Consider the following 20,634-nt stretch of genomic DNA (forward strand, 5'->3'; position numbering starts at 1 on the left):
GCACCGGGACATCCCAGCTGACGCTGCTCAGAGCGTTCCGCCGACCACTGACAGCCGGCCCCGGGCCGGCCGGACTCTCGAACCTGGGCCGTACGTTCGTCGAGTCGAGGCCGGCGTCCGGCCTCACCTGCATGAGGCACTCCTCGCCGACTGCGGGCAACCGACTGAGGGGACAGGGACAGGGGCAGGGACATGCAGCAATCGACAGTCCCACATCAGCCCCCCAACAGGGACTCAGGTCGGCCGTTCACCCGTCATCCGCGGCCGCCCGGCTGTTCCGTCGCCGGCCCAGCCACCTGAGCGCCTCCGTCCGTTCCGGACGCCTCCGGCCTCTGGGGAGGCCTCCGTGATGGGCGGCGGCGTTCGGGCCCCGAGGCCGGGCGGGTCGGCTACGACGGTCAGCGGGCCAGACCCGCCTGGGCGAGCGCGCTGCCCACCATGTCCGCGCAGTGGTTCAGTTTGTTGCGGATCCGTACCGTGGCGGCCGGGGCTCCGGTCGTGGCAGCCAGACCCAGGCCGTTGGTTTCGGCTTCCATGACCAGCCGGTCGTCCTGAACGGACAGGCTCATACAGAGCCTGCCGGTGAACAGCTTGCTGCGGACCTCGTTTTCGCCCTCGCGCACCTCTGCGCTGCTGTTCGTCTGCGGCACCCAGTGGTAGCCCTGCCGCTCCAGCGCCGCGCGGGCAACGCCCAGGGCCTCCTGCGGCGCGGCTCCCGGCGTCAGTGTGATCTCTCGATTGCGCACGAACCCTCCGTCTGCTCTCAGCTCCGCCTGCGAATTCACTCGTGCCATGCCATGGCACTTTTTCGTGCCGGGGCGTGCATTCACGAGAGTTTCAGGACTCCGCACGAACTCCGATCCCGAAATCCCGTCCCGACATCCTGCTCGCGAAATCCTGTTCCCAGAATTCTGCGCACCCGTCATGTACCGCATACTGCTTACCGGCAGGCAGAGGAAACCCGCCTGCGGCAGGGGCGGTCGGCGACGCACTCCGACACGGCGGGGGCCGAACGCCGAGTCCCCGATCCCGGCCGATCGGCGTGACCGGAGATCTGCACGCCTTCCGGCCCCTTTCGAAGCCTACGATGCGACTCCTAGGTGATTCCCTAAAGCGGGCCGTTGAAGAATCCAGGCGAGTACAGCTTGCCTGGATTGCGTCATTTGATCTGCACACCTCGCCGGCGGCCCACCTTCCCCCTCCCTCCGAAGTGCAGAAGATCTCACTCACGAGCCGGACGGCGAAGTGCCCGGATGATGCGAGCACTCGGTGTACGACGGCTTCGGCACCCGCTGATCCCCCGCGCCCGCTGATCCACCGCTTTCACCCAGGACTCCCCCGAGTAGCTGGTTGCGTTCTGGTCGAGCGCTGGGCCGCCGCGCCCACTGGGAGGCTCACGATGCCGGTGACGCCATCCAGAAGATCTACCTCCCGGGGATCGTGCCGCGCATCGGGCCCGCTCCGCGCACCGTGGCGCGAAGTGCATCCGAGCATGCGCGTGCACAGCAGAAACCAAGCGGTAAGTGAGTGTGGAAACTTCCGCCGCGGACTGCAGGGGTGCGAGGCGTTCCTGACGAGCCGCGGAATATCCGCTGCAGCGTGGATCCACGGACTCCTATCATCACCGGATGACGGACCCTCTCTACCCTGTGAAGCCCCGCCCGGGAGATCGGGTCGCGGTGCTGTCCCCCTCATCCGGTCTGCCCGGTGCCCTTCCTCTGCCCTACCTATTGGGGCTGGCCAGGCTTCGGGACGACTTTGGATTGCAGCCTGTGGAGTATCCGACCACCCGGATGATGGGCTCGACGCCTGAAGCGCGGGCCGCGGACATCCACGCGGCCTTCGCGGACCCCGACATCAAGGCAGTGATCGCCAGTATCGGCGGCGATGACCAGATGACCGTGCTGCCACACCTCGATGGCGCACTTCTGCGCGCCAATCCCAAGCCTTTCTTCGGTTACAGCGACAACACCAATCTGCTGCTGTTCCTGCGGAACCTGGGCATCGTCGGTTTCCACGGCACCTCCGTGATGGTGGAGTTAGGGCGCCCCGGCGCGATGCACCCACTGACCGCCGAGTCGCTCAGGGCAGCGTTGTTCACCTCCGGCGAGTACGAGCTCACCGCGGCAAGCACTTACGGGGACATCGGCCGGCCCTGGGAAGACCCGCGGACCTTCGAGTCCGAACCGGAGAGGGAACCCGCTGACGGATGGACCTGGCACAACGGGGACCGCGTAGTCGAAGGGATCAGCTGGGGCGGCGAATTGGAGATCATTTCCTGGCTGCTGATGGCCGACCGTGCGGTACTGCCGGTCGATGCCTATGCCGGTGATGTGCTCTTCCTCGAGACGTCGGAAGAGATGCCCCGCGCCGAAGAGGTCTACCGGATCCTTCGGAACATGGGCGAACGCGGGCTCCTCCGGCAGTTCCCCGCACTGTTGATGGGCAGGGCCAAGAGCTGGTCCTTCGAGAACCAGCTCGGCGCCCAGGAGAAAGCGGAGTTCCGCCGGCAACAGCGAGAGGCGGTCCTGCACGCCTTCCAGCAGTACGCCCCCGACGCGATGCTGGTGTTCGACGTCGATCTCGGCCACACCGACCCCCAGCTCGTCATCCCCGTCGGCGGACACATCCGGGTGGACGGACCGGCGCGTCGGATCACGGTCACCTATTGAGGCAGTTCCTCCCATTCGTGCGGCATCAGCCTCGGGTGGGTGCTCTCTCATCGCGCGCCTCGCGAGAGCCTCTGCACGTGAGCCGTCTGCCCTTGAGGTGGCGAGTGCCCAGGTCAGGTGGGATTCGGAGCGGGAGTGGAACCGGTCGGGCGGGTACCGCTCGTGCCGGAAGGGGAACGCTCCATTGAGTCGTTCGACGGTTCGCTGCCTGCCCGGCTCCAGCTGAAATCTCCAATCGGAATCGACAGCGGGAAAAGGCCGATGGGGGAATCCCTCGCAGGCGGTTTTTATTTTCAGGGCGCGGCAACTCGTGGTGTCGTCCGCTCCGTTGCAGGTCCCGTCCGGAATTGTTCCCCCGGCTCGGCACACCGTTCGTCTATCGTGATAGTGCCAACTCCCTTATTCAGAGGAAGCGTTCATACTGGTGACAGTGCACATGGCCGCCCTCCGTCCGCTGCCGGATCTGCTTCGGGAGCATGCCCGGCGTCTCGGTACCAAGACCGCCTTCCAGGACGACCGTTCCCGTGTGACCTATGGGGAGCTGGAACTGCGGACCGGCCGACTGGCGGGACATCTCGTCGGCCTCGGGCTGCGGCACGGGGAACGAGCGGCGGTCCTCCTGGGCAACCGGGTGGAGGCCGTCGAGAGCGTCCTCGCCGTCATCAGGGCGGGCGCGGTCGGTGTGCCGATGGACCCGCGGAGCACCACCGCAGAGTTGGCGCACCTGCTGGACGACAGCGGGGCCCGGGTCGTCTTCACCGACCGGTCCTCCCTGGAGCAGTTACGGCCGTTGCTGCCGGAGCGCCCCCGGCTGAGCGTGGTGCTCGTCGAGGATGCGGGGACGCGAGACGGGTACCCGGCGGCGGGGGCAGGTGACGGCTCGGCCGACGAAGCGGGCATCTTCCGCTACGCGCCGCTGGCCGCCACCGAGCCGCCCGTGCCGGCTCCGGATGATCTCGGGCTCGACGAGGTGGCCTGGCTCCTCTACACCTCCGGGTCGACCGGCCTGCCCAAAGGGGTGCGCTCCACCCAGCGCAACCGGCTGTCGTCGGTGGCGTCCGGTTTCGTCACCGTCCTCGGCCTGTCAGCGGACGACCGCCTGCTCTGGCCCCTCCCCCTCCACCACGCCATGGGGCAACTCCTGTGCGTCCTCGGGGTGACCGCGACCGGGGCATCCGCCATGCTCCTGCCGCGGTTTTCCGTGACGGACGTGCTGGGCGAGCTACGCCGGACCGAAGACCCGTTCACGCTGCTGGCAGGTGTACCGGCGACGTACGGCAAGCTCGTCGACGCCGTGGGGGACGGCGGGCTGGGGACGCCCGCCCTGCGTGGCTGCGTCAGCGGGGGTGCGGCCGCCCCTCCCGCCTTCCAGCGGGTGTTCGAGGAAGTCTGCCGGGTCCCGTTCCTCGATCATTACGGAAGCACCGAGGCGGGGCCCGTCACCATGACCGCACCGGGCGCCGCCAAGGCGGACGGCTCCTGCGGCCGTGTGCTGCCGGGCATGCGGGCGCGTATCGGCGACGGCAGCGGCGCCCAAGCCTCGGGCGAGGGCGAGGGCGAGTTGTGGGTCTCCGGGCCCGGTGTCATGGCCGGTTACCACCAGCGGCCCGACGACACCGCCGAGGTCCTGCGCGACGGGTGGTACCGCACCGGTGACCTGGCCCGGATCGGCCCCGACGGTGAACTCACCCTCACGGGCCGGGTCAGCGAGCTGATCATCCGGGCCGGGGAGAACATCCATCCCTCCGAGGTGGAGGCGGTGCTGCTGGCCCTGCCGGGCATCCGGGACGCCGCCGTGACCGGCCTCCCGGACGACGTACTCGGTGAGGTCCCGGCCGCCTACCTGGTCCCGGCGAACGCCGGTGCCCTCGACAGGAGGGAGATTCTCGCCGCCTGCCGGGAACACCTCTCACCGTTCAAGGTGCCCGCCGCCCTCTACGAGGTGGACACGATCCCGCGTACCGCCTCGGGCAAGGTCAGGCGGTACGCGCTCGCAGGCTTGCCGGGGCGCCCTGTGCCGGCCGGAACCCGCACGCCGGCGGACGCGGAGACGGTGGACCTGGCGGCTCTGGTGCGGGCCGAGGTAGCCGCCGTGCTCGGCTGTGCCGTGGACGAGGTGGAGCAGAGCACCGCGTTCCGCGACCTGGGCCTGGACTCGTTGACGTCGACGGTGCTGTGCAACCGCTTGTCGACGGCGACCGGCCTCCCGCTGTCCGAGGCCGCGCCCTTCGACTTCCCCACCGCGGCCGAGCTCGCCGCACATCTCCGGGCGCGGCTCACCGGTGGGACGGCGACTGCCACGCCCAGTCGTCCGGAAGACGCCGGTACGGACGAGGACCCCGTGGTCATCGTCGGCATGGCGTGCCGTTTCCCCGGCGGCGTGCAGAACCCCGAGGACCTGTGGCGGCTGGTCGAGAACGGGACCGACGCCCTCACCCCCTTCCCCGCCGACCGGGGATGGGACGTGGACGGGCTGTACGACCCGGACCCCGGGCGGGCGGGCCGTACCTACGTACGCGCGGGAGGCTTCCTGTCGGGTGCCGACCGCTTCGACCCGGCCTTCTTCGGGATCTCGCCCCGCGAGGCCCTGGCCATGGATCCGCAGCACCGGTTGCTGCTCGAAGTCGCCTGGGAAGCCTTCGAACACGCGGGGATCGATCCCGGCACGGTGCGCTCCACACCCACTGGCGTGTACGCCGGACTCATGTACAGCGACTACGCCAGCCGTCTCGCCCGCACGCCGGAACGTGTGGAGGGCTACCTCGGTATCGGTAACGCGGGCAGTGTCGCCTCCGGCCGCATCGCCTACACCCTGGGCCTGGAGGGGCCGGCGGTCACCGTGGACACGGCCTGCTCGTCGTCACTGGTGGCCCTGCACCTGGCAGCCCAGGCTCTGCGCAGGGGCGAGTGCGCGCTGGCGCTCGCCGGAGGCGCCACAGTGATGTCGACGCCCCACTCCTTCGTCGAGTTCAGCAGACAGCGCGCGCTCGCCCCCGACGGCCGCTGCAAGGCGTTCGGGGCGACGGCGGACGGCACCGGGTGGGCCGAGGGAGCCGGGATGCTGCTCGTGACCCGGCTGTCGGAGGCCCGGCGGGCCGGCTACCGGATCCTGGCCGTGCTGCGCGGTTCCGCGGTGAACCAGGACGGTGCGAGCAACGGTCTGACCGCGCCGCACGGACCGGCGCAGCAACGGGTGATCCGCCAGGCTCTGGCGGACGCCCGGCTGGGACCCGCGGACATCGACGCGGTGGAAGCGCATGGCACGGGCACCCGGCTCGGCGACGTCATCGAGGCGGAGGCTTTCCTGGAGGCATACGGGCAGGCCGGAACACGCGAACACCCGCTGTGGCTGGGCTCGGTCAAGTCGAACATCGGGCATACGCAGGCGGCGGCGGGCATGGCCGCTGTGATCAAGATGGTCCAGGCGATGGCACACGGCGTACTGCCGCGTACGCTGCACGCCGAGCAGCCGAACCCCGGCGTGGACTGGTCGTCGGGTGCGGTGGCACTGCTCACCCGTGCGGTGCCCTGGCCCCGGACCGGGCGGCCCCGGCGAGCGGGCGTGTCGTCCTTCGGGATCAGCGGGACCAACGCGCATGTGGTGATCGAGGAGGCACCCGCGGAGAAGCCGGATGCCCCGGGCCGCCCGGATCGCGGATCAACGACCGCTCAGGTGGCCGCGGCCCCGGGGGCGGCCGTGGCGTTCCCGGTGTCGGCGAGGAGCGCCACGGCGCTGCGGGCGCAGGCGCGGCGACTGCACGCCTACGTGGGCGAACGCCCCGGAACAGATCTGCTGGACCTCGGTTTCTCCCTGGCCACGACCCGCGCCCGCTTCGAGCATCGCGCGGTGCTGGTGGCCGGTGACCGCGAAGAACTGCTCGCCTCGCTCGACGCGGTGGCGGAAGGCCGCTTCCGGCCGGGCCCGAGCACGAGCTGCCCCCGCCCGGCGGGCCCGGTCGCCTTCATGTTCACCGGGCAGGGCAGCCAACGGGTCGGCATGGGCCGCGAACTGTACGAGACCCAGCCCGTCTACGCCCGTTCCTTCGACGAGATCTGCGCACTGCTGGACCCGCTTCTGCCGGTACCGCTTCGGGACGTGGTGTTCGCCGCCGAGAGCGCCGACGCCGCCGAAGGCGGCGCGGGGAGCGCCGAGGGTGCCGAAGGCGGCGCGGGGAGCGCCGAGGGTGCCGGGGGCCCGCGAGCAGGTGGGCTCCTGCACAGGACGCGCTTCGCCCAGCCCGCCCTCTTCGCACTGGAGGTCTCCCTCTTCCGGCTGCTGGAGTCCTGGGGCGTACGCCCCGGCATGGTGGCGGGGCACTCGGTCGGCGAACTGGTGGCGGCGCATGTCGCCGGGGTGCTGTCCCTCGCGGACGCCTGCACCTTGGTCGCGGCACGGGGCCGCCTGATGGACGCTCTGCCCACCGGTGGGGCGATGGCCTCGGTACAGGCCGACGAGAGCGAGGTGACCGCGTATCGGGCAGGCGGAGGGGACCTTGCGCGGGCGTTGGACATCGCAGCCGTGAACGGCCGCTCCGTGGTCGTCTCCGGGGACGAATCGGCAGTGCTGGCGGCCATCGCGCACTGGCGCGCACAGGGACGCGAGACCACCCGTCTACGGGTGAGCCACGCCTTCCACTCGGCGCACATGGAACCCATGCTCGATGCCTTCGGCCTGGTCGCGCAGGGGATCAGCTACTCCCCGCCGAAACTTCCCCTCGTCACCGCGGTGGCGGACCGGCCCGCAACCCCCGAGGAGATCTGCTCGCCCCGGTACTGGGTGGACCATGTACGCCGACCGGTCCGATTCGCCGACTCGGTGCGGTACCTGTCGGAGCAGGGGGCCACGCACTTCGTGGAACTCGGCCCGGACGGTGTGCTCGCGGGTCTGGCCCGCGACTGCCTCTCCGGCCGCCGCCCGGCGGCCACGGCGGATACGGCGGCGGCGACGTCCGGTGGCGGTACGGACGCCCCCGCGCCTCTGGTCGTCCCGACGCTGCGCGGTCCACGGCCGGAGGCCGGGGCGCTGCTCACCACGGTGGCCGCACTCCACACCCACGGTGTGGACGTGGACTGGCACGCGGTCTTCGCCGGGCGCGGCGCACGGCACACGGCGCTGCCCACCTACGCGTTCCAGCGTGAGCGCTACTGGCTGGAGGCCGATGCGACGGGCTCCGCGACGGGGTCCGACACCGCGCCCCACCCGTTCCTGCGCGCCGTGACGTCGACGGCGGACGACGACGGCCTGTTGCTGAGCGGCCGGCTGTCCCTGCGTGACCAGCCCTGGCTCGCCGACCACGCGGTGCTGGACACGGTGCTCCTGCCGGCAACGGCCTTCGTCGAGATGGCGATCCACGCCGGCGACCGGATGGGTGCCCCCGTACTGGAGGAACTGACGCTGACGGCACCGCTGGTGCTGTCCCTCGACGAGACGGTCGAGCTCCAGGTGAAGGTGGCGCGAGCGGATACGGACGGGCGCCGGGCGGTGGTCTTCCACGCACGGACGCACACTCCCGGACACGACGACCGCTCGTGGACCCGTCACGCCTCCGGAGCCCTGACCCCTGCGGACTTCGGCCTGCCGGAACTGCGGACATCCGCGGAGGCACCGTCCCCATGGCCTCCGGCCGGCGCCGTACCGCTGCCGCTCGGCACCGGGGCGGGTGTCGGCCTCTATGGGGGACTCGCGCACGGTGGGCTCCGTTACGGACCGGCCTTCCAGGGGCTGCGGGCCGCCTGGCGCCTGGGCGACGACCTCCTCGCCGAGGTGGAACTCCCGGAGGACGAAGACGTAAACGCCCACCTGTTCACCGTGCATCCGGCCCTGCTGGACGCGGCGCTGCACATCCTGACGCTAGATCAGGCCGCCCCGGAGGGCGACGGTGGCAGCGGAGCCGGGGCGGTGTTGTCGCTCCCGTTCGCCTGGAGCGGTGTGCGGCTGTACCGGTCGGGCGCCCGCACCCTGCGGGTGCGGGTGTCCCGGGCGGAGGAAAACAGTGCCCGGCTGGAGCTGACCGACGGGACCGGAGCCCTCGTGGCCACGGTGCGCTCGCTCGCCCTGCGGCCGTTCTCCCCCGAGCAGTTGAGCGTCCTACCCGTGCACAGTGACGGTCTGTTCCGCCTGGAGTGGACACGTCTGCCGGATGCCTCCGCCCCGATGCCGACGCAGCCGCCTTCGTGCGGGCTCCTCGGCGAGCCGGGCCCACAACTGAGCCACACACTCGGGCAGTCGGGCATCCGGCCGATGCTCTACCCGGATCCGGCCTCGGCGGCAGCCGACGCCCCGGCCATCGTGATCGCCTGCCCTCCGTCCACCGGGGTGGACGGAGGGGACCGTGCCTCGGCCGCACACCGTGCGGCCGGCTGGGCGCTGCGGCTCGTACAGGGCTGGCTCGCCGAGGAACGGCTCGTCAACTCACGTCTCGTCGTCCTCACGTCTGGAATCGTCGCCACCGGAGCCGATCCGGACCCAAGCATGGGCACCGACGATGCTGCTCTCGTCCAGGCACCTGTGTGGGGGCTGTTGCGCTCGGCGCGGACCGAGAACCCGGGCCGCTTCTCGCTGATCGACATCGACGACCATCCCGCGTCCGCAGGGGCCTTGGCCCGAGTCCTGACGAGCCCCGAGCCGCAGACGGCCGTACGCCACGGTGTCACGTACGTACCGAGACTCGTCCGCGCATCCCAAGCGGCAGCGGCAGCGGCAGCGACAGCGACAGCGACAGCGACAGCGACAGCGACAGCGACAGCGACAGCCGATGATGCACCGCGCCGGCTGAATCCGGACGGCACCGTTCTGGTCACCGGTGGCTCCGGCTCCCTGGGCATGACGTTCGCCCGTCACCTCGTGGTCGCCCACGGGGTACGTCACCTGCTGCTCGCGGGACGGCGCGGAGCCGACGCGCCCGGTGCCGCCGAACTGCGCGCGGAACTCACCGAACTGGGCGCGGAGGTGACGGTGGCGGCCTGCGACGTCGCCGACCGCACGGCGCTTGCCGCTCTGCTCGCGAACGTGCCGCAGGCCCACCCACTGACCGGCGTGGTGCACACCGCGGGGGTCCTGGACGACGGCGTGGTCCCGTCACTCACCCAGGAGCGGCTGGACCGCGTACTGCGACCGAAGGTGGACGCGGGCCTCGCCCTGCACGAGTTGACCCGGAGCGACGACCTGGCTGTGTTCGCCCTGTTCTCGTCGGTGGCCGGGGTGTTCGGCTCCGGCGGCCAGGGCAACTACGCGGCGGCGAACTCGTTCCTGGACGCGCTGGCACGGCACCGCAGGGCGCTCGGGCTGCCCGGTACCTCGCTCGCCTGGGGGCCGTGGCAGCAGAACGGTGGGATGACGGCCGGGCTCCGGGGCGCGGACCTGCGCCGGATGGCCCGTTCCGGATTCCTCCCGCTGCGGGCCGAGGAGGGCCTTTCGCTCTTCGACGCCGCCGTCGAGGGACGGGACGCGGTCCTGGTGGCCGCGCGTCTCGACCCGGCGGCTGCCGGGGCCTCCTGGGAACCCGGGGCGCCGCTCTCCCGCGTACCGGGCCGACGGCCCGTACGGAGGGCCTCCGCCTCGCTCACCGGGCCCGGCGCCGACGGCCAGGACTCTCTGCGTCGACAACTGGCCGCCACGCCCCCGGGCGAACGCGGTGTTCTGCTCCTCTCGCAGGTCCGGGCGGAAGCCGCCCTGGCACTCGGCCACGGTCCGGGGAATTCCGCGATCGAGGCGGACCGCGCGCTGGCCGAACTGGGCCTCGACTCACTGGCCGCGGTCGAATTGCGCAACCGGCTCGCAGCGCTGACGGGACTCGCCTTGCCGGCCACGCTCCTGTTCGACTACCCGACGCCACGTGCGATCGCTGCCCGCTTGGAGGAACTCTGGTCCCAAGCCGCCCCTGCCTCACCCGGCCCGTTGGCCGCTCCCCGGTGGCAGGACGGTGCCACCGAAAGCACTCCGGCCCCGAGTGAGGACACGGACGCCGACTCCTTGTCCGCGCTCTTCCGTACGGCGTGCGCCCGCGGCAAGGCGTGGGACGGGATGGCCCTCCTGACGATCGCCGCGCGTCTCCGTGCGGTGTTCGAGGACGCCGCGGACCTCGGCGCACCACCCTCGGCCGTCACCCTTGCGACAGGGGGCTCCGGGACCCGCCTGATCTGCTTCCCCGCCCTCAGCGCACTGTCAGGGCCGCACGAGTACGCCCGTTTCGGGCCGGCCCTCCAGGACCGGCGTCCGGTTTCGGTACTGCCGAACCCCGGCTTCCTCCCGCGGGAACCGCTGCCCGCCACACTGGACGCCTTCGTGGCGGCGCAGGCCGCCGCCGTCCGCGCATGTGCGGGAGACGAGCCGTTCGTCCTGCTGGGGCGCTCGGCCGGCGGATGGGTGGCACACGCGGTCGCCGAGGAGCTCGAGAGCGCGGGCCTGCTTCCGTCCGCCGTCGTCCTGATCGACACCTATCCCGGCGAGGAGAGCGAACCCGGCGGCCGCGGTGGCGACGGGCCCGCGCTCTCGGCGATGACCGCGGGCATGCTGGAGAACGCCGCACAGTTCGCCTCAGCCGAGACCGACCGGCTCACCGCGATGGCCGGATACCTGGAGCTCTACGCCGGCTGGAAGCCGACCGCCCTGACGGCCCCCACCCTCTTCGTCCGGGCCGGAGACCCTCTGCCCGGCATCGAGGCAGCCGGTCCCTGGAGCCTGCCGCACTCCGAAATCACGGTGCCCGGCGACCACTTCACCGTGTTGGAGGACCATTCCCGCACGACCGCCCTCGCCGTCCACACCTGGCTCTCCGAGCACCTGCGAGTGGACGCCTCCGGAGACGAGTCTCAGGGCCACGACGGGGAAGCCGGACGGCAGCCGGCTTCCCGGCCGTCTCCCGCCCACGGCGGTGGACCGGCTCAGGACCTCTGACTCCCCCGTCGTGGCGGCGCCGGGAGGTCGCGGCGCGGCCGGACTCCCCGGCTACCGTCCCACCGAAGCGACCGACGAACTCCGGAAGCCCAAGCGAACCTGTCGGCGGGGATTGTCCTTCTCGGTGTCCACGGAACTCCGTAAAGCCAACCCCGCCCTCAAGCGCGCCGGCTGCTCCAAGCAGGACCCCTGCCGTGCGAGCCGGCTGGTCAGCGGCCCGAATCCGGAGCCTCGCGCGGGGCGGAGGAAGCCCGGTCTCCGGGCCGAGCGACCCAGCCGGCGGTGGCGGCCAGAGTACGCAGGACGGTAGCGCCGGCGAACACCGCCGAGGAGACCGGCCATCCCATCCATCGCGTCAGATCACCTCGCAGGTCGGGATCGACCTCGACGGTCACCCGGATGTATCTGCTCTGCAACCTGGTGACCCTGGTGGGCCGAGGTGCCGAGACGTCCGGCCCGCGCCGCAATGCCGCGCGGTAGCTCTCCTTGCGCTGGCTCATGCCTCATCCTGACGCTTGATCAGTTCCTCCGCGAAGTCCATGTACGCCGACCCCTTGGCCCGGACCGGGTTCCCGAAGGACTGGGCGTACAGGTCGAGCCGCGCGATATGGGTCTCCAGCACCTCGAAACCCCGCTCGGTGAGTGCCTCGCGAGCGTCCGCATCGGGCCCGGTGCGCGTGGCATCGGGACGGTTGGTGCGATTGAGCAGCACCGCCGAGCGGGCCGGCTCGGCACGCAGGGACTGCACGTCCGCCATCTCGCCCCGGATGGGTGCCATCCGGTCCAGTTCGATGGGGGCGGGGGTCACGGGCACGATCCACTCGTCGGCGTACCTCATGATGCTGCGGGCGATGCGGGGATGGTCCTCCAGCTGCGGCGCATCGAGCACGACGGCCTGCCGGTCGCCGAGGAAGTCGTTCACGCGGCGGTGGACGTCCCCCACCGGTAGAGCGATCACCGGAAACGGAAAGCCATGGGCCAGCTCGCTCCAGCGCAGCGCGGAAGCGGCCGGGTCACCGTCGACCAGCAGCGGCGACATACCCAGCTCATGAAACGCATGGGCCAGCCACACAGCACTCGTCGTCTTTCCGACGCCGGGCTTGAGATTCACAAACGCACAACTCAAAGGCACAAGAAAGGACAATAGGGGGCGTGATCGCCCATTTTCGGTCGGCGCGACGGCGTGGTCTCGTGGTTCACCCGCAAGCAGTGAGAAACGTCGGACACCGGTCGCGGTCGCGGCCGCCTCTGCGCGCTACCGGTTCCCCCTTCCCGCCCCACGCCGGACGGCATTCGGCCCTGCCCATCCGTACCGACCACTCCGCTCGGCCCCGCCACGACCCGCCCGCGAAACCCGGCGGACCAGCGCGTACGAAAGCTGGACAGCGCGGCCTCAGCCACCTGCTGGTCGCCGAGTGGCGGACGTCGAGCTCGCGAAGCCGCTGCTGCCGCACCGGCAGCAAACGGCAGCAGACGGCAGCAGACGGCCCACCCCTGCCGCACAAGTCGTCCGACACACCACGGCAGCCCCTTCCCCACACCCCCTCAACAAGTCGCGGAAGGAACGGACATGCCCCTGCCACACGCCCGTGGGCTGCTAGGTTGCGCCCAGGCGAACGCGTGTACGGAGGTTGTGCTGTGATCGGGCCGGGAGCATTGGCGGGGATCGCGGTGGTGGAGCTCGGCATGGTGCTGACACCGGGGCCGAACATGATCTACCTGGTCTCCCGCTCGATCGCCCAGGGCCGCCGGGCGGGGCTGATCTCGCTGGCCGGGGTCGCCCTCGGCTTCCTGGTCTACCTCTTCGCGGTCTCCGCCGGCATCGCCACCGTCTTCGCGCTCGTGCCGGAGATCTACCTGGCGATCAAGCTGGCCGGGGCGGGTTACCTGCTCCGGCTGGCCTGGAAGGCCGTCCGCTCGGGCGGACGATCCGCCGTCGCGCCCCAGGAGCTGACACAGGACGGGACCCGCAAGCTCTTCCTGATGGGCTTTCTCACCTGCCTGCTCAATCCCAAGGTGGCCATCCTCTACCTCTCGCTGCTGCCGCAGTTCGTCGACCCGGAGCGCGGCCATGTCGGCCTGCAGGGACTGCTGTTGGGGCTGACCCAGATCGCGGTGGGGGTCGCGGGCAACGCGTTCTTCATCGTGACGGCCGGCTCCGTCGCCGGGTTCTTCGCCCGGCACCCGACCTGGCAGCGCCTGCACCGCTATGTGATGGGCACCGCGCTGGCGGGCTTCGCCGTCAAGATCGCCACCGAACGAACGGGCACGGCAGTCGCCCTGCGCTGACAGCCGATCCGAGGGCGGTCAGTCGCGAGCCGGCAGGATCGACGAGCAGTTTCTCCAGGGCGGCCTGGTGGAGTTCACCGACCCGGGGAGTGGGGTCACTCCTCCAGCGCTGCCGCCATGCGGTCGAGGTCGGCCAGGAGCACCGCCAGGCGCCGCGCCGGGATCGCATCGACCATGCGCTGTTCGATGGCGTACACGGCGGCCTGGACGGCGGCCAGACGCGCGTCGCCCTCCTCGGTGAGGCGGGCGGGCCGGGCGCGGCCGTGGTCGGCGGTGGCGGGGCGGGTGATCAGTCCGGCTTCCTGCAGGCCCCGCAGGACGACGTTCCCGGATTGCCGGGTGACGAAGGTCGCGCGGGCGAGGTCGGCGTTGGACATGCCGGGATGCAGGGCCAGGAGTTCGAGGGTGGCGTACTGCGGCACGGTCAGGCCGTGCTCGCGCAGGACCTTGCCCATGGCCCCACGGAGGGCGGCCTGGGTGCGTTTGAGCAGGTATCCCACGTGTTGGGTGACGTCTTTCGCGGGGCGGGACGGTTCGGCCGACTCGTTCTGCAGCATGTCAGCATTTTGACATACGTGACGCGGCCACCTTAGCCTCGGATATGTCAAAGTCCTGACATTGAGTTCGAGGAGACCCATGACTGCCACCATCGACGGCCCCGACTTCGTCGCCCTGCAGGTGCGCGACCTGAACGCGGCAGCGGACTTCTGCGAGCGGCACCTCGGTCTGCGCCGGGCCGCGTTCTCACCACCCCACGCGGTCGTCTTCGACACCAAGCCGACCCCCTTCGCCGTCCGCGAACTCCTGCCGGGCGTCGACCTCGCCGACACCGCACGGCCCGGACTCGGCGCGGTGCTCTGGTTCCAGACCTCCGACGCCCATCAGCTCCACGACCAGCTCACCGCTGCCGGGATCAAGATCCTCACCCCGATCGCGGACAGCCCCTTCGGGCCGATGTTCTCCTTCGAGGGCCCCGAGGGCTACACCCTCACCGCGCACGGAGGCTGACCGTGCCCGCCGTCGCCCTCACCCCTGCCGGGCCCTTCTCGCTGGCCTCCGCCATCCGGTTCCTGGAGGGCTTCGGCCCCGCGCACTACCACGACACGGCGGACGGAATCCTCCGCCTGGCCTTCCCCGCCGACGACGGCGTCTCGGTCGTCGCGGCCGCCGTCCGGCAGGAGGTGAGGGCGGACGGCGGCACGGGAACGGTCCGGGCCGAATTCACCGTGCATCCCGGCACCCCGCACCCGGCGAAGGCGGTGACCGCAGAGGCAGCGGCCGGACCGGCCGTGCGAGCCCAACTCGCCCGCATCCTCTCGCTCGACGTCGACGCCACCGGATTCCCCGGCCTTGCCGCGGACCCCGTGGTGGCCGGGCTCACGGCGGAGCACCCGGGGCTGCGCCCGGTGTGCTTCCACTCCCCCTACGAAGCCGCCGCCTGGGCAATCATCGGCAATCGCCTCCGCATGACCCAGGCAGCCGCCCTCAAGGCCCGCATCGCCCAGCAGCACGGACACCGCGTCCACATCGCAGGCCGCACCCTGCACGCGTTCCCCGCCCCCGCTGCCCTGCGCACCCTCACCCACGTGCCAGGCCTCACCGACATCAAGATCCAGCGGCTGCACGCGCTGGCCGAAGCAGCCCCCGACGGGACACTCGACGCATCCCACCTGCGCGCCCTGCCCACCGACCACGCCCTCGCCGAACTGCGCACCCTGCCCGGGATCGGCCCCTTCTCCGCCGAGCTCATCCTCATCCGGGGAGCAGGACACCCCGACGTCTTTCCCCGCCACGAACCACGCGTCCACCAGGCCGTCGCCACCGCATACGGGCTCACTGCCCCGACCGCCGACGACGACGTCACGCAATGGGCCAAGATCGCCGATCGGTGGAGGCCCTACCGCAGCTGGGTCGCCTCCCTGCTCCGCGTCCGCGCCCAGGACACACCCCCCGCCGGGCCCCTCTGCCACGGCTCCCCGCCCTCGCCATCACGTCGTCTTCCGCACGCACGGAAATGAGTCGTTCCGAGCTGAGGGGAGTCCGCCGCGATGGCCGGCCCGGTCGAGGTCGCACCAGACGTGTGCCCGGGCGAGCAGGACGGTGAAGACCTTCGCCACGTGCGCCGGCCGCCCACGTCCGCAGCCGAATCCGGACGCACTTCTCTCACCCCTTTCCAGCACCGACCAGGGCGTGTCACCCGTCACCAACGTGCCGGGACAACTCACCTGGGCGCCTCGGTGCACGGCGCTCCCGTACGCTCCCGTGCGCTCCAGAGCCTTGCGGGCAGCGAGTTGGCCCACGGTCTGCCGGCCGGTTCGTGGGAGCCGCATGTCTCGGCTTGAACGTCGATCACGGGCAGCCAGCACAGCGTTGAGCTGACGGCTGATCATGGGACCTCACGGCGTTCCCAACGCCTCCCGACAGCTCCGCTACCCGGCCACTCCGGCGCCTTGCGAGGTAGCTCGGCATCCGTGGAGCGAAGGAAGAGCCGAGACGGAGAGGACGAGGGGGATGCCCCCGCGCCCTTAAGTCGTGGGGAGAGAACGCAGTGCACCGGACGCCGCGGCCTTTCCGACCTGGCGCCCTCGACAGGCCCTAGAGGTCCCGTGGCCGCACCGTCATCCGGATCCCGTCCCTCGCCCACAGCACGAACCGTTCCACCGGCGTCACTTCGTGCCCCGGCGCGGGCCGAAAGCGCAGGCGCTTGAGGAGGACGGCCAGGACAAGCTGGGCCTCGACCGTGGCCAAAGCGGCGCCCTCGCAGCTGCGTGGCCCGATCCCGAAGGGGACGTACGCCAGCCGCGGCCGCTTGGCCACCTCCTGCGGCGTGAACCGCTCGGGGTCGAACCGCTCCGGCTCGGGCCAGTGCTCAGGATTCAGGTGCACCGCCCAGAACGGATAGAACACCGTCGTCCCGGCCGGGATCTCGTACGGGCCCAGAACCAGGCCCTCGGTCGTCTCGCGTGCGCCGTACGGGCCGGGCGGGAACAGGCGCATCGACTCCTTGAGCACCCTGTCCAGATACGTGAGCCGCCGCAGATCACCGTAATCGGGCGCGGTGCGCTCGCCCAACACCTGGTCCAGTTCGGCGGCGACGCGACCGGCCGCTTCGGGATGGCGGCCCAGCAGGTGCAGTGTCCAAGAGACGGCGACGCCGGTGGTGTGGTGGGCGGCGAGCAGCGTCACCATCACGGTGTCCCGGATCCGCGCCGGGCTCTGACCGGCCTCGACCAGGGCCCCGATCAGGTCGCTGCGGTCGGTGCGGCCGCCCGAGCGGTGCGCCGCCACCACGCGGTCGACCGTCTCACGCAGATGGGCAAGGGCCGCCTCGGCCCGCTCCGCCGAGCGCGGGTCGGCCCGCGGCACCTGGTAGAGCTGCCCAAGGTGCTCGGTGAGCACGTCCTCGAACGCGGCGACGACACGGGCCGTGTCGGTTTCCGCGCCGCCGAGTGCGAACCCGCAGATCATACGGAGCGACAGCGCGGTCAACTCCTGTTGCAGCTCGACGGGTTCATCGTCGGGCTGCCCCGCCCAGCGGTCCGCGAGCTCCCGCGCCAGCTCGGTGAAGCGCGCGAAGTGCCGCTCGTGAGCCGGCCGTCCGGCGAGCACCGAGAGCAGCAGTCGGCGCCAGGGGGTGTGCTCGTCCGCGGGTAGCACTTGCAGGTTGCCGGCCTCGCACAGCGGGTCCAGGAAAGCGAACAGCTCCTCGGGCCGCGTGTCGATGTGCGCCGTGGCCTCCAGGAGCACGGGATCGGCGACCGACACGGCCGTGCCCGCCCCCGGCAGTTGGAAGCGTACGACGGGTCCGTGCGCCTCGTGCAGGCGTAATTGGTACCGGTGCAGCCCGCCCGCGGCCGCAACGGCGCTCAGCCCGCCGTCCTCCTGGTGCTCGGGTCCGGGGATACGCATATCGGTGCCTCCTGGCCCACGTCCTGCCGGCGATCGATTCCGTTCCGAGGGACCATCAACTCGCCCTCGTATCGGCCAGTTTCCCCTCGCCCCCGCCGCTTCCCTACCCCACGTCAGGCCCCGTGCCCGCACTGGCCTCGGCAAGCATTCCGGGGGTCGCGGAGGGGCGTTGGCGCGCCGGCACCGGGCTGGTGTCGCGGTGTCATAGAAGCGCTCGGCCACTGGGCCGGTGTGAGTGCGGGCGTATCGCCTCCGCGCCCCGGGTGAGGTGCACCGACACTCGGAGAGGCAGTTCCCCGGAGCGGCCGGTCCACCCTCCGCCATCAGGGTTCCTTTTCCGTTCAGAAGCTCGCTCAACCGAGTTCCGGATGAAGACCGTGTCCTCTGTGGTCAGGCGGCATCCGGCCACGGAGCCGCGGCAAAAACCCGTTGGCGGACCACGGCGACCACTGCTACCTTCCGGAAGGCCGTGCGAAATTACGAGGAGGTGGTACCCGTGAACGCAGTAACGACATGGGTGCTCCCCTCCGGGGTCACGGTCGGGCGATAGGTCGTCCGGGAGCGCCGACCAAGCGCACTCCCGAAAGGCACGACCATGCACTTCACTTCTGAACAGCACCTCGACGACGGCGTCCTCGAACGTGAATTCACCCTCGGCGAGATCCCTGGCATCCTGTGGACGCCCGCATCCGCACCCGCACCGGCGCCGCTGATCCTGCTCGGCCACCCTCCGCTCGGACTGCGCGCGATGTATCCCCGGCTCGCGGGGCGGGCCCGGCGCGCCGTGGCGGATGGTTTCGCCGCGGCCACCATCGAGCTCCCCGGGAGCGGTGACCGGCCCCGTTGGGCCGCCGCCGAGCAGGCCCGCGCCGACCTGCGCCGGGCGAGGGAGGCCGGCGAGCCGGTCGGCGACGAGATCATCGACGCCCTCGTCCTCCCGCTCGTCGAAAAGTCGGTCCCGGAATGGCAGGCCGCCCTGGACGCGCTCCTGTCACTGCCCGAGATCGGCGGCCCGGTCGGGTACTCGGGGGGAGTGATCTCCATCGGCATCCGGCTTGCGCTGGCCGATCCGCGCATCTCGGCCGCCGTTCTGTTCGCCGGGAGCCTCGTGCCCGCCGCCATGTTCGAGGAGGCCCGCCGGGTCACCGTTCCGCTGCACGTCCTGCTGCAGTGGGACGACGAAGGGAACGACCGGCGGGCGGCCCTGGACCTGTTCGACGCCTTCGGATCCAAGGAGAAGACGCTGCACGCCAACATGGGCGGGCACAGCGGCGTCCCGCAGTTCGCGGGGGACGCCGCGGCCCGGTTCTTCGCCCGGCATCTGCGCTAACCGCAGGCCGGCGCCGCCGGGCCAGTAGACGGTAGGCGGTGCCGGCCAGCACGCCACTCATCAAGGACAGGCCCTGGCCCTCCTCGACGGCCCCGGCCGCCAGCTGCACAACCGCCCCGATCGCGTCGGTACCGGCCATCGACGGCACCGACCGGTCGGGGCGGCGCTCGGCCCGTTCGTGTCCGACAGGACATGCGTCTTGGATGCCTTGCTCACCCCGATCCTCGGACCCCGGACCGAGGACCGAGGACGTAGCTGATCGCGGCGAACAACGACAGGCGCCGGCTCCCCTGCCCGGTCAGGTGGGCCGCTTCGCTACTGGAGGGTGCGGTGTTGCGCTCGGGGTCGGCAAGAACCCGGCGACGAGGTCGTCATACCGCCCCGCTCGTCACGAAGCCACGCGTCGAGCTCGGGCCGGGTAGCCGGGTCCGTGACGCCCGATACCTCCCAGTCGTCGGCTCAGCCGTTCATGAGCCCGCCGACAGTTGCCGCGGCTGTCAGCACGTCCTCCCGTTGGCGCTCCGGGACGACGTGGCCAGCGATCTTGATCAGCCCAGGAAGCTCAGTCGTACCTGGCGGTTCGGGTTGTCCACGTTCGTGTCGACCAGGCAGATGGACTGCCAGGTGCCCAGGGCCAGGTGGCCGGCGATGACCGGGAGGGTGGCGTGGGGTGGGACGAGGGCCGGGAGGACGTGGTCGCGGCCGTGGCCGGGGCTGCCGTGGCGGTGGCGCCAGCGGTTGTCGGCGGGAAGGAGGTCGTGCAGGGCGGCCAGGAGGTCTTCGTCGCTGCCCGCGCCGGTTTCCAGGACGGCGATGCCGGCGGTGGCGTGCGGGACGAAGAGGTTCAGCAGGCCGTCGCGGCCGTCTGCCGTCTCGCGGAGGAATGCGGCGCAATCGGCGGTGAGGTCGGCGACGGCTTCCGTCGATCCGGTGGTGACATCGAGGGTGCGGGTGGTGAATGCGGTGCTCATGGGTTCATTTTCGTACGGACGGCGTGCGCTTGTCCGCAACCCCACGGGCTCCTTCCGCAATGCTCCCTCCATGCTGCGGCAACAAAGGTCCACCAGCCGAGATGACGTTTGACCCCTCTTGCAGCGCACCGCTACGTTCAGCGACATGTCTACAGCAGCCCTGCTCACCACGCGCGGTCACATCGACCTGCTGCGGGTGGCCTCTGCCGCGTGTCGCCGCGGCGGCTGTTGTCGTTGATGGCATTGCGTTGCTGATGTCCTTGCGGTTGCCATCGTGGTTTCCGTTTCCGTCGCCTTTTTGTTGCTGCCGCTGTTGCTGAGGCTGCTCTAGATAGCGCGGTGCGCGGTGCGCTGCGTATTGGCGCGGCCAATTGTGGCGGGCGGCTGTGTTCCCTGCGGGATGCAGCAGGTACGGCCGTACGCGGTGCGGCTCGGCGACTCCGCGCTGGCTCTTTCGCCTTGGCCGGCTTGGTGGTTCTGAGCGGGCTTCTGCGCTGCGTATGGCCAATGTATTTCCCGGTGTCTTCGTCGCCGCCTTGAGCGCTGCGTTGTGAGCGCTGTGGCGTC

At 71.0% G+C, this 20,634-nt stretch carries 13 protein-coding genes; 7 read left to right on the forward strand and 6 right to left on the reverse strand.

Going from position 1 to position 20,634, the window contains the following annotated elements; all coding sequences use genetic code 11:
- Window positions 1-398: 398 nt before the first annotated feature.
- Window positions 399-746, reverse strand: coding sequence for a hypothetical protein (locus AB0411_RS00280; protein WP_366414921.1), 348 nt, complete (start codon window positions 744-746; stop codon window positions 399-401).
- A gap of 882 nt (window positions 747-1,628) precedes the next feature.
- On the opposite strand from AB0411_RS00280, the gene AB0411_RS00285 reads away from it, so the two are divergent.
- Window positions 1,629-2,672, forward strand: a complete 1,044-nt coding sequence (locus tag AB0411_RS00285; RefSeq protein ID WP_366414922.1) for a S66 family peptidase — start codon at window positions 1,629-1,631, stop codon at window positions 2,670-2,672.
- 424 nt (window positions 2,673-3,096) lie between these two features.
- A complete protein-coding gene (locus AB0411_RS00290; RefSeq protein WP_366414924.1) occupies window positions 3,097-11,568 on the forward strand; it encodes an SDR family NAD(P)-dependent oxidoreductase in 8,472 nt (2,823 codons plus the stop codon).
- Window positions 11,569-11,777: 209 nt separating this feature from the next.
- Here the strand turns inward: AB0411_RS00290 and AB0411_RS00295 are convergent, their stop codons facing one another.
- Both AB0411_RS00295 and AB0411_RS00300 read right to left on the reverse strand, forming a co-directional pair.
- The gene (locus AB0411_RS00295; protein WP_366414926.1) at window positions 11,778-12,068 is read right to left on the reverse strand and encodes a hypothetical protein; all 291 of its coding nucleotides are present in this window, start codon (window positions 12,066-12,068) and stop codon (window positions 11,778-11,780) included.
- Window positions 12,065-12,700 carry a ParA family protein gene (locus AB0411_RS00300; RefSeq protein WP_366415595.1) on the reverse strand — a complete coding sequence of 212 codons (636 nt, stop codon included), beginning with the start codon at window positions 12,698-12,700 and terminating at the stop codon, window positions 12,065-12,067. Before AB0411_RS00300 ends, AB0411_RS00295 begins: the two co-directional genes overlap by 4 nt.
- A 506-nt stretch (window positions 12,701-13,206) precedes the next feature.
- Here AB0411_RS00300 and AB0411_RS00305 point away from each other — a divergent pair.
- Window positions 13,207-13,857 carry a LysE family translocator gene (locus tag AB0411_RS00305; RefSeq protein ID WP_366414927.1) on the forward strand — a complete coding sequence of 217 codons (651 nt, stop codon included), beginning with the start codon at window positions 13,207-13,209 and terminating at the stop codon, window positions 13,855-13,857.
- A 95-nt stretch (window positions 13,858-13,952) separates the two neighbouring features.
- Here AB0411_RS00305 and AB0411_RS00310 read toward each other — a convergent pair whose 3' ends face one another.
- Window positions 13,953-14,414, reverse strand: coding sequence for a MarR family winged helix-turn-helix transcriptional regulator (locus AB0411_RS00310; protein ID WP_366414928.1), 462 nt, complete (start codon window positions 14,412-14,414; stop codon window positions 13,953-13,955).
- A 79-nt stretch (window positions 14,415-14,493) separates the two neighbouring features.
- On the opposite strand from AB0411_RS00310, the gene AB0411_RS00315 reads away from it, so the two are divergent.
- Both AB0411_RS00315 and AB0411_RS00320 read left to right on the forward strand, forming a co-directional pair.
- The gene (locus AB0411_RS00315; RefSeq protein WP_366414929.1) at window positions 14,494-14,865 is read left to right on the forward strand and encodes a VOC family protein; all 372 of its coding nucleotides are present in this window, start codon (window positions 14,494-14,496) and stop codon (window positions 14,863-14,865) included.
- Window positions 14,866-14,867: 2 nt separating this feature from the next.
- Window positions 14,868-15,875 carry a DNA-3-methyladenine glycosylase family protein gene (locus AB0411_RS00320; RefSeq protein WP_366414930.1) on the forward strand — a complete coding sequence of 336 codons (1,008 nt, stop codon included), beginning with the start codon at window positions 14,868-14,870 and terminating at the stop codon, window positions 15,873-15,875.
- Window positions 15,876-16,452: 577 nt separating this feature from the next.
- On the opposite strand, the gene AB0411_RS00325 is transcribed toward AB0411_RS00320, so the two are convergent.
- Window positions 16,453-17,766, reverse strand: coding sequence for a cytochrome P450 (locus tag AB0411_RS00325; RefSeq protein ID WP_366414931.1), 1,314 nt, complete (start codon window positions 17,764-17,766; stop codon window positions 16,453-16,455).
- A gap of 595 nt (window positions 17,767-18,361) precedes the next feature.
- Here AB0411_RS00325 and AB0411_RS00330 point away from each other — a divergent pair.
- Window positions 18,362-19,096, forward strand: coding sequence for an alpha/beta hydrolase (locus AB0411_RS00330; protein ID WP_366414932.1), 735 nt, complete (start codon window positions 18,362-18,364; stop codon window positions 19,094-19,096).
- A gap of 548 nt (window positions 19,097-19,644) precedes the next feature.
- Here AB0411_RS00330 and AB0411_RS00335 read toward each other — a convergent pair.
- A complete protein-coding gene (locus AB0411_RS00335; RefSeq protein ID WP_366414933.1) occupies window positions 19,645-20,067 on the reverse strand; it encodes a YjbQ family protein in 423 nt (140 codons plus the stop codon).
- A gap of 145 nt (window positions 20,068-20,212) precedes the next feature.
- Here AB0411_RS00335 and AB0411_RS00340 point away from each other — a divergent pair, with 145 nt between their 5' ends.
- Window positions 20,213-20,305 carry a putative leader peptide gene (locus AB0411_RS00340; RefSeq protein WP_366414934.1) on the forward strand — a complete coding sequence of 31 codons (93 nt, stop codon included), beginning with the start codon at window positions 20,213-20,215 and terminating at the stop codon, window positions 20,303-20,305.
- The last annotated feature ends 329 nt before the right edge of the window (window positions 20,306-20,634 follow it).

The sequence above is a fragment of the Streptomyces angustmyceticus genome, from assembly GCF_040701845.1.
GTDB classification, from domain to species: domain Bacteria; phylum Actinomycetota; class Actinomycetes; order Streptomycetales; family Streptomycetaceae; genus Streptomyces; species Streptomyces angustmyceticus_A.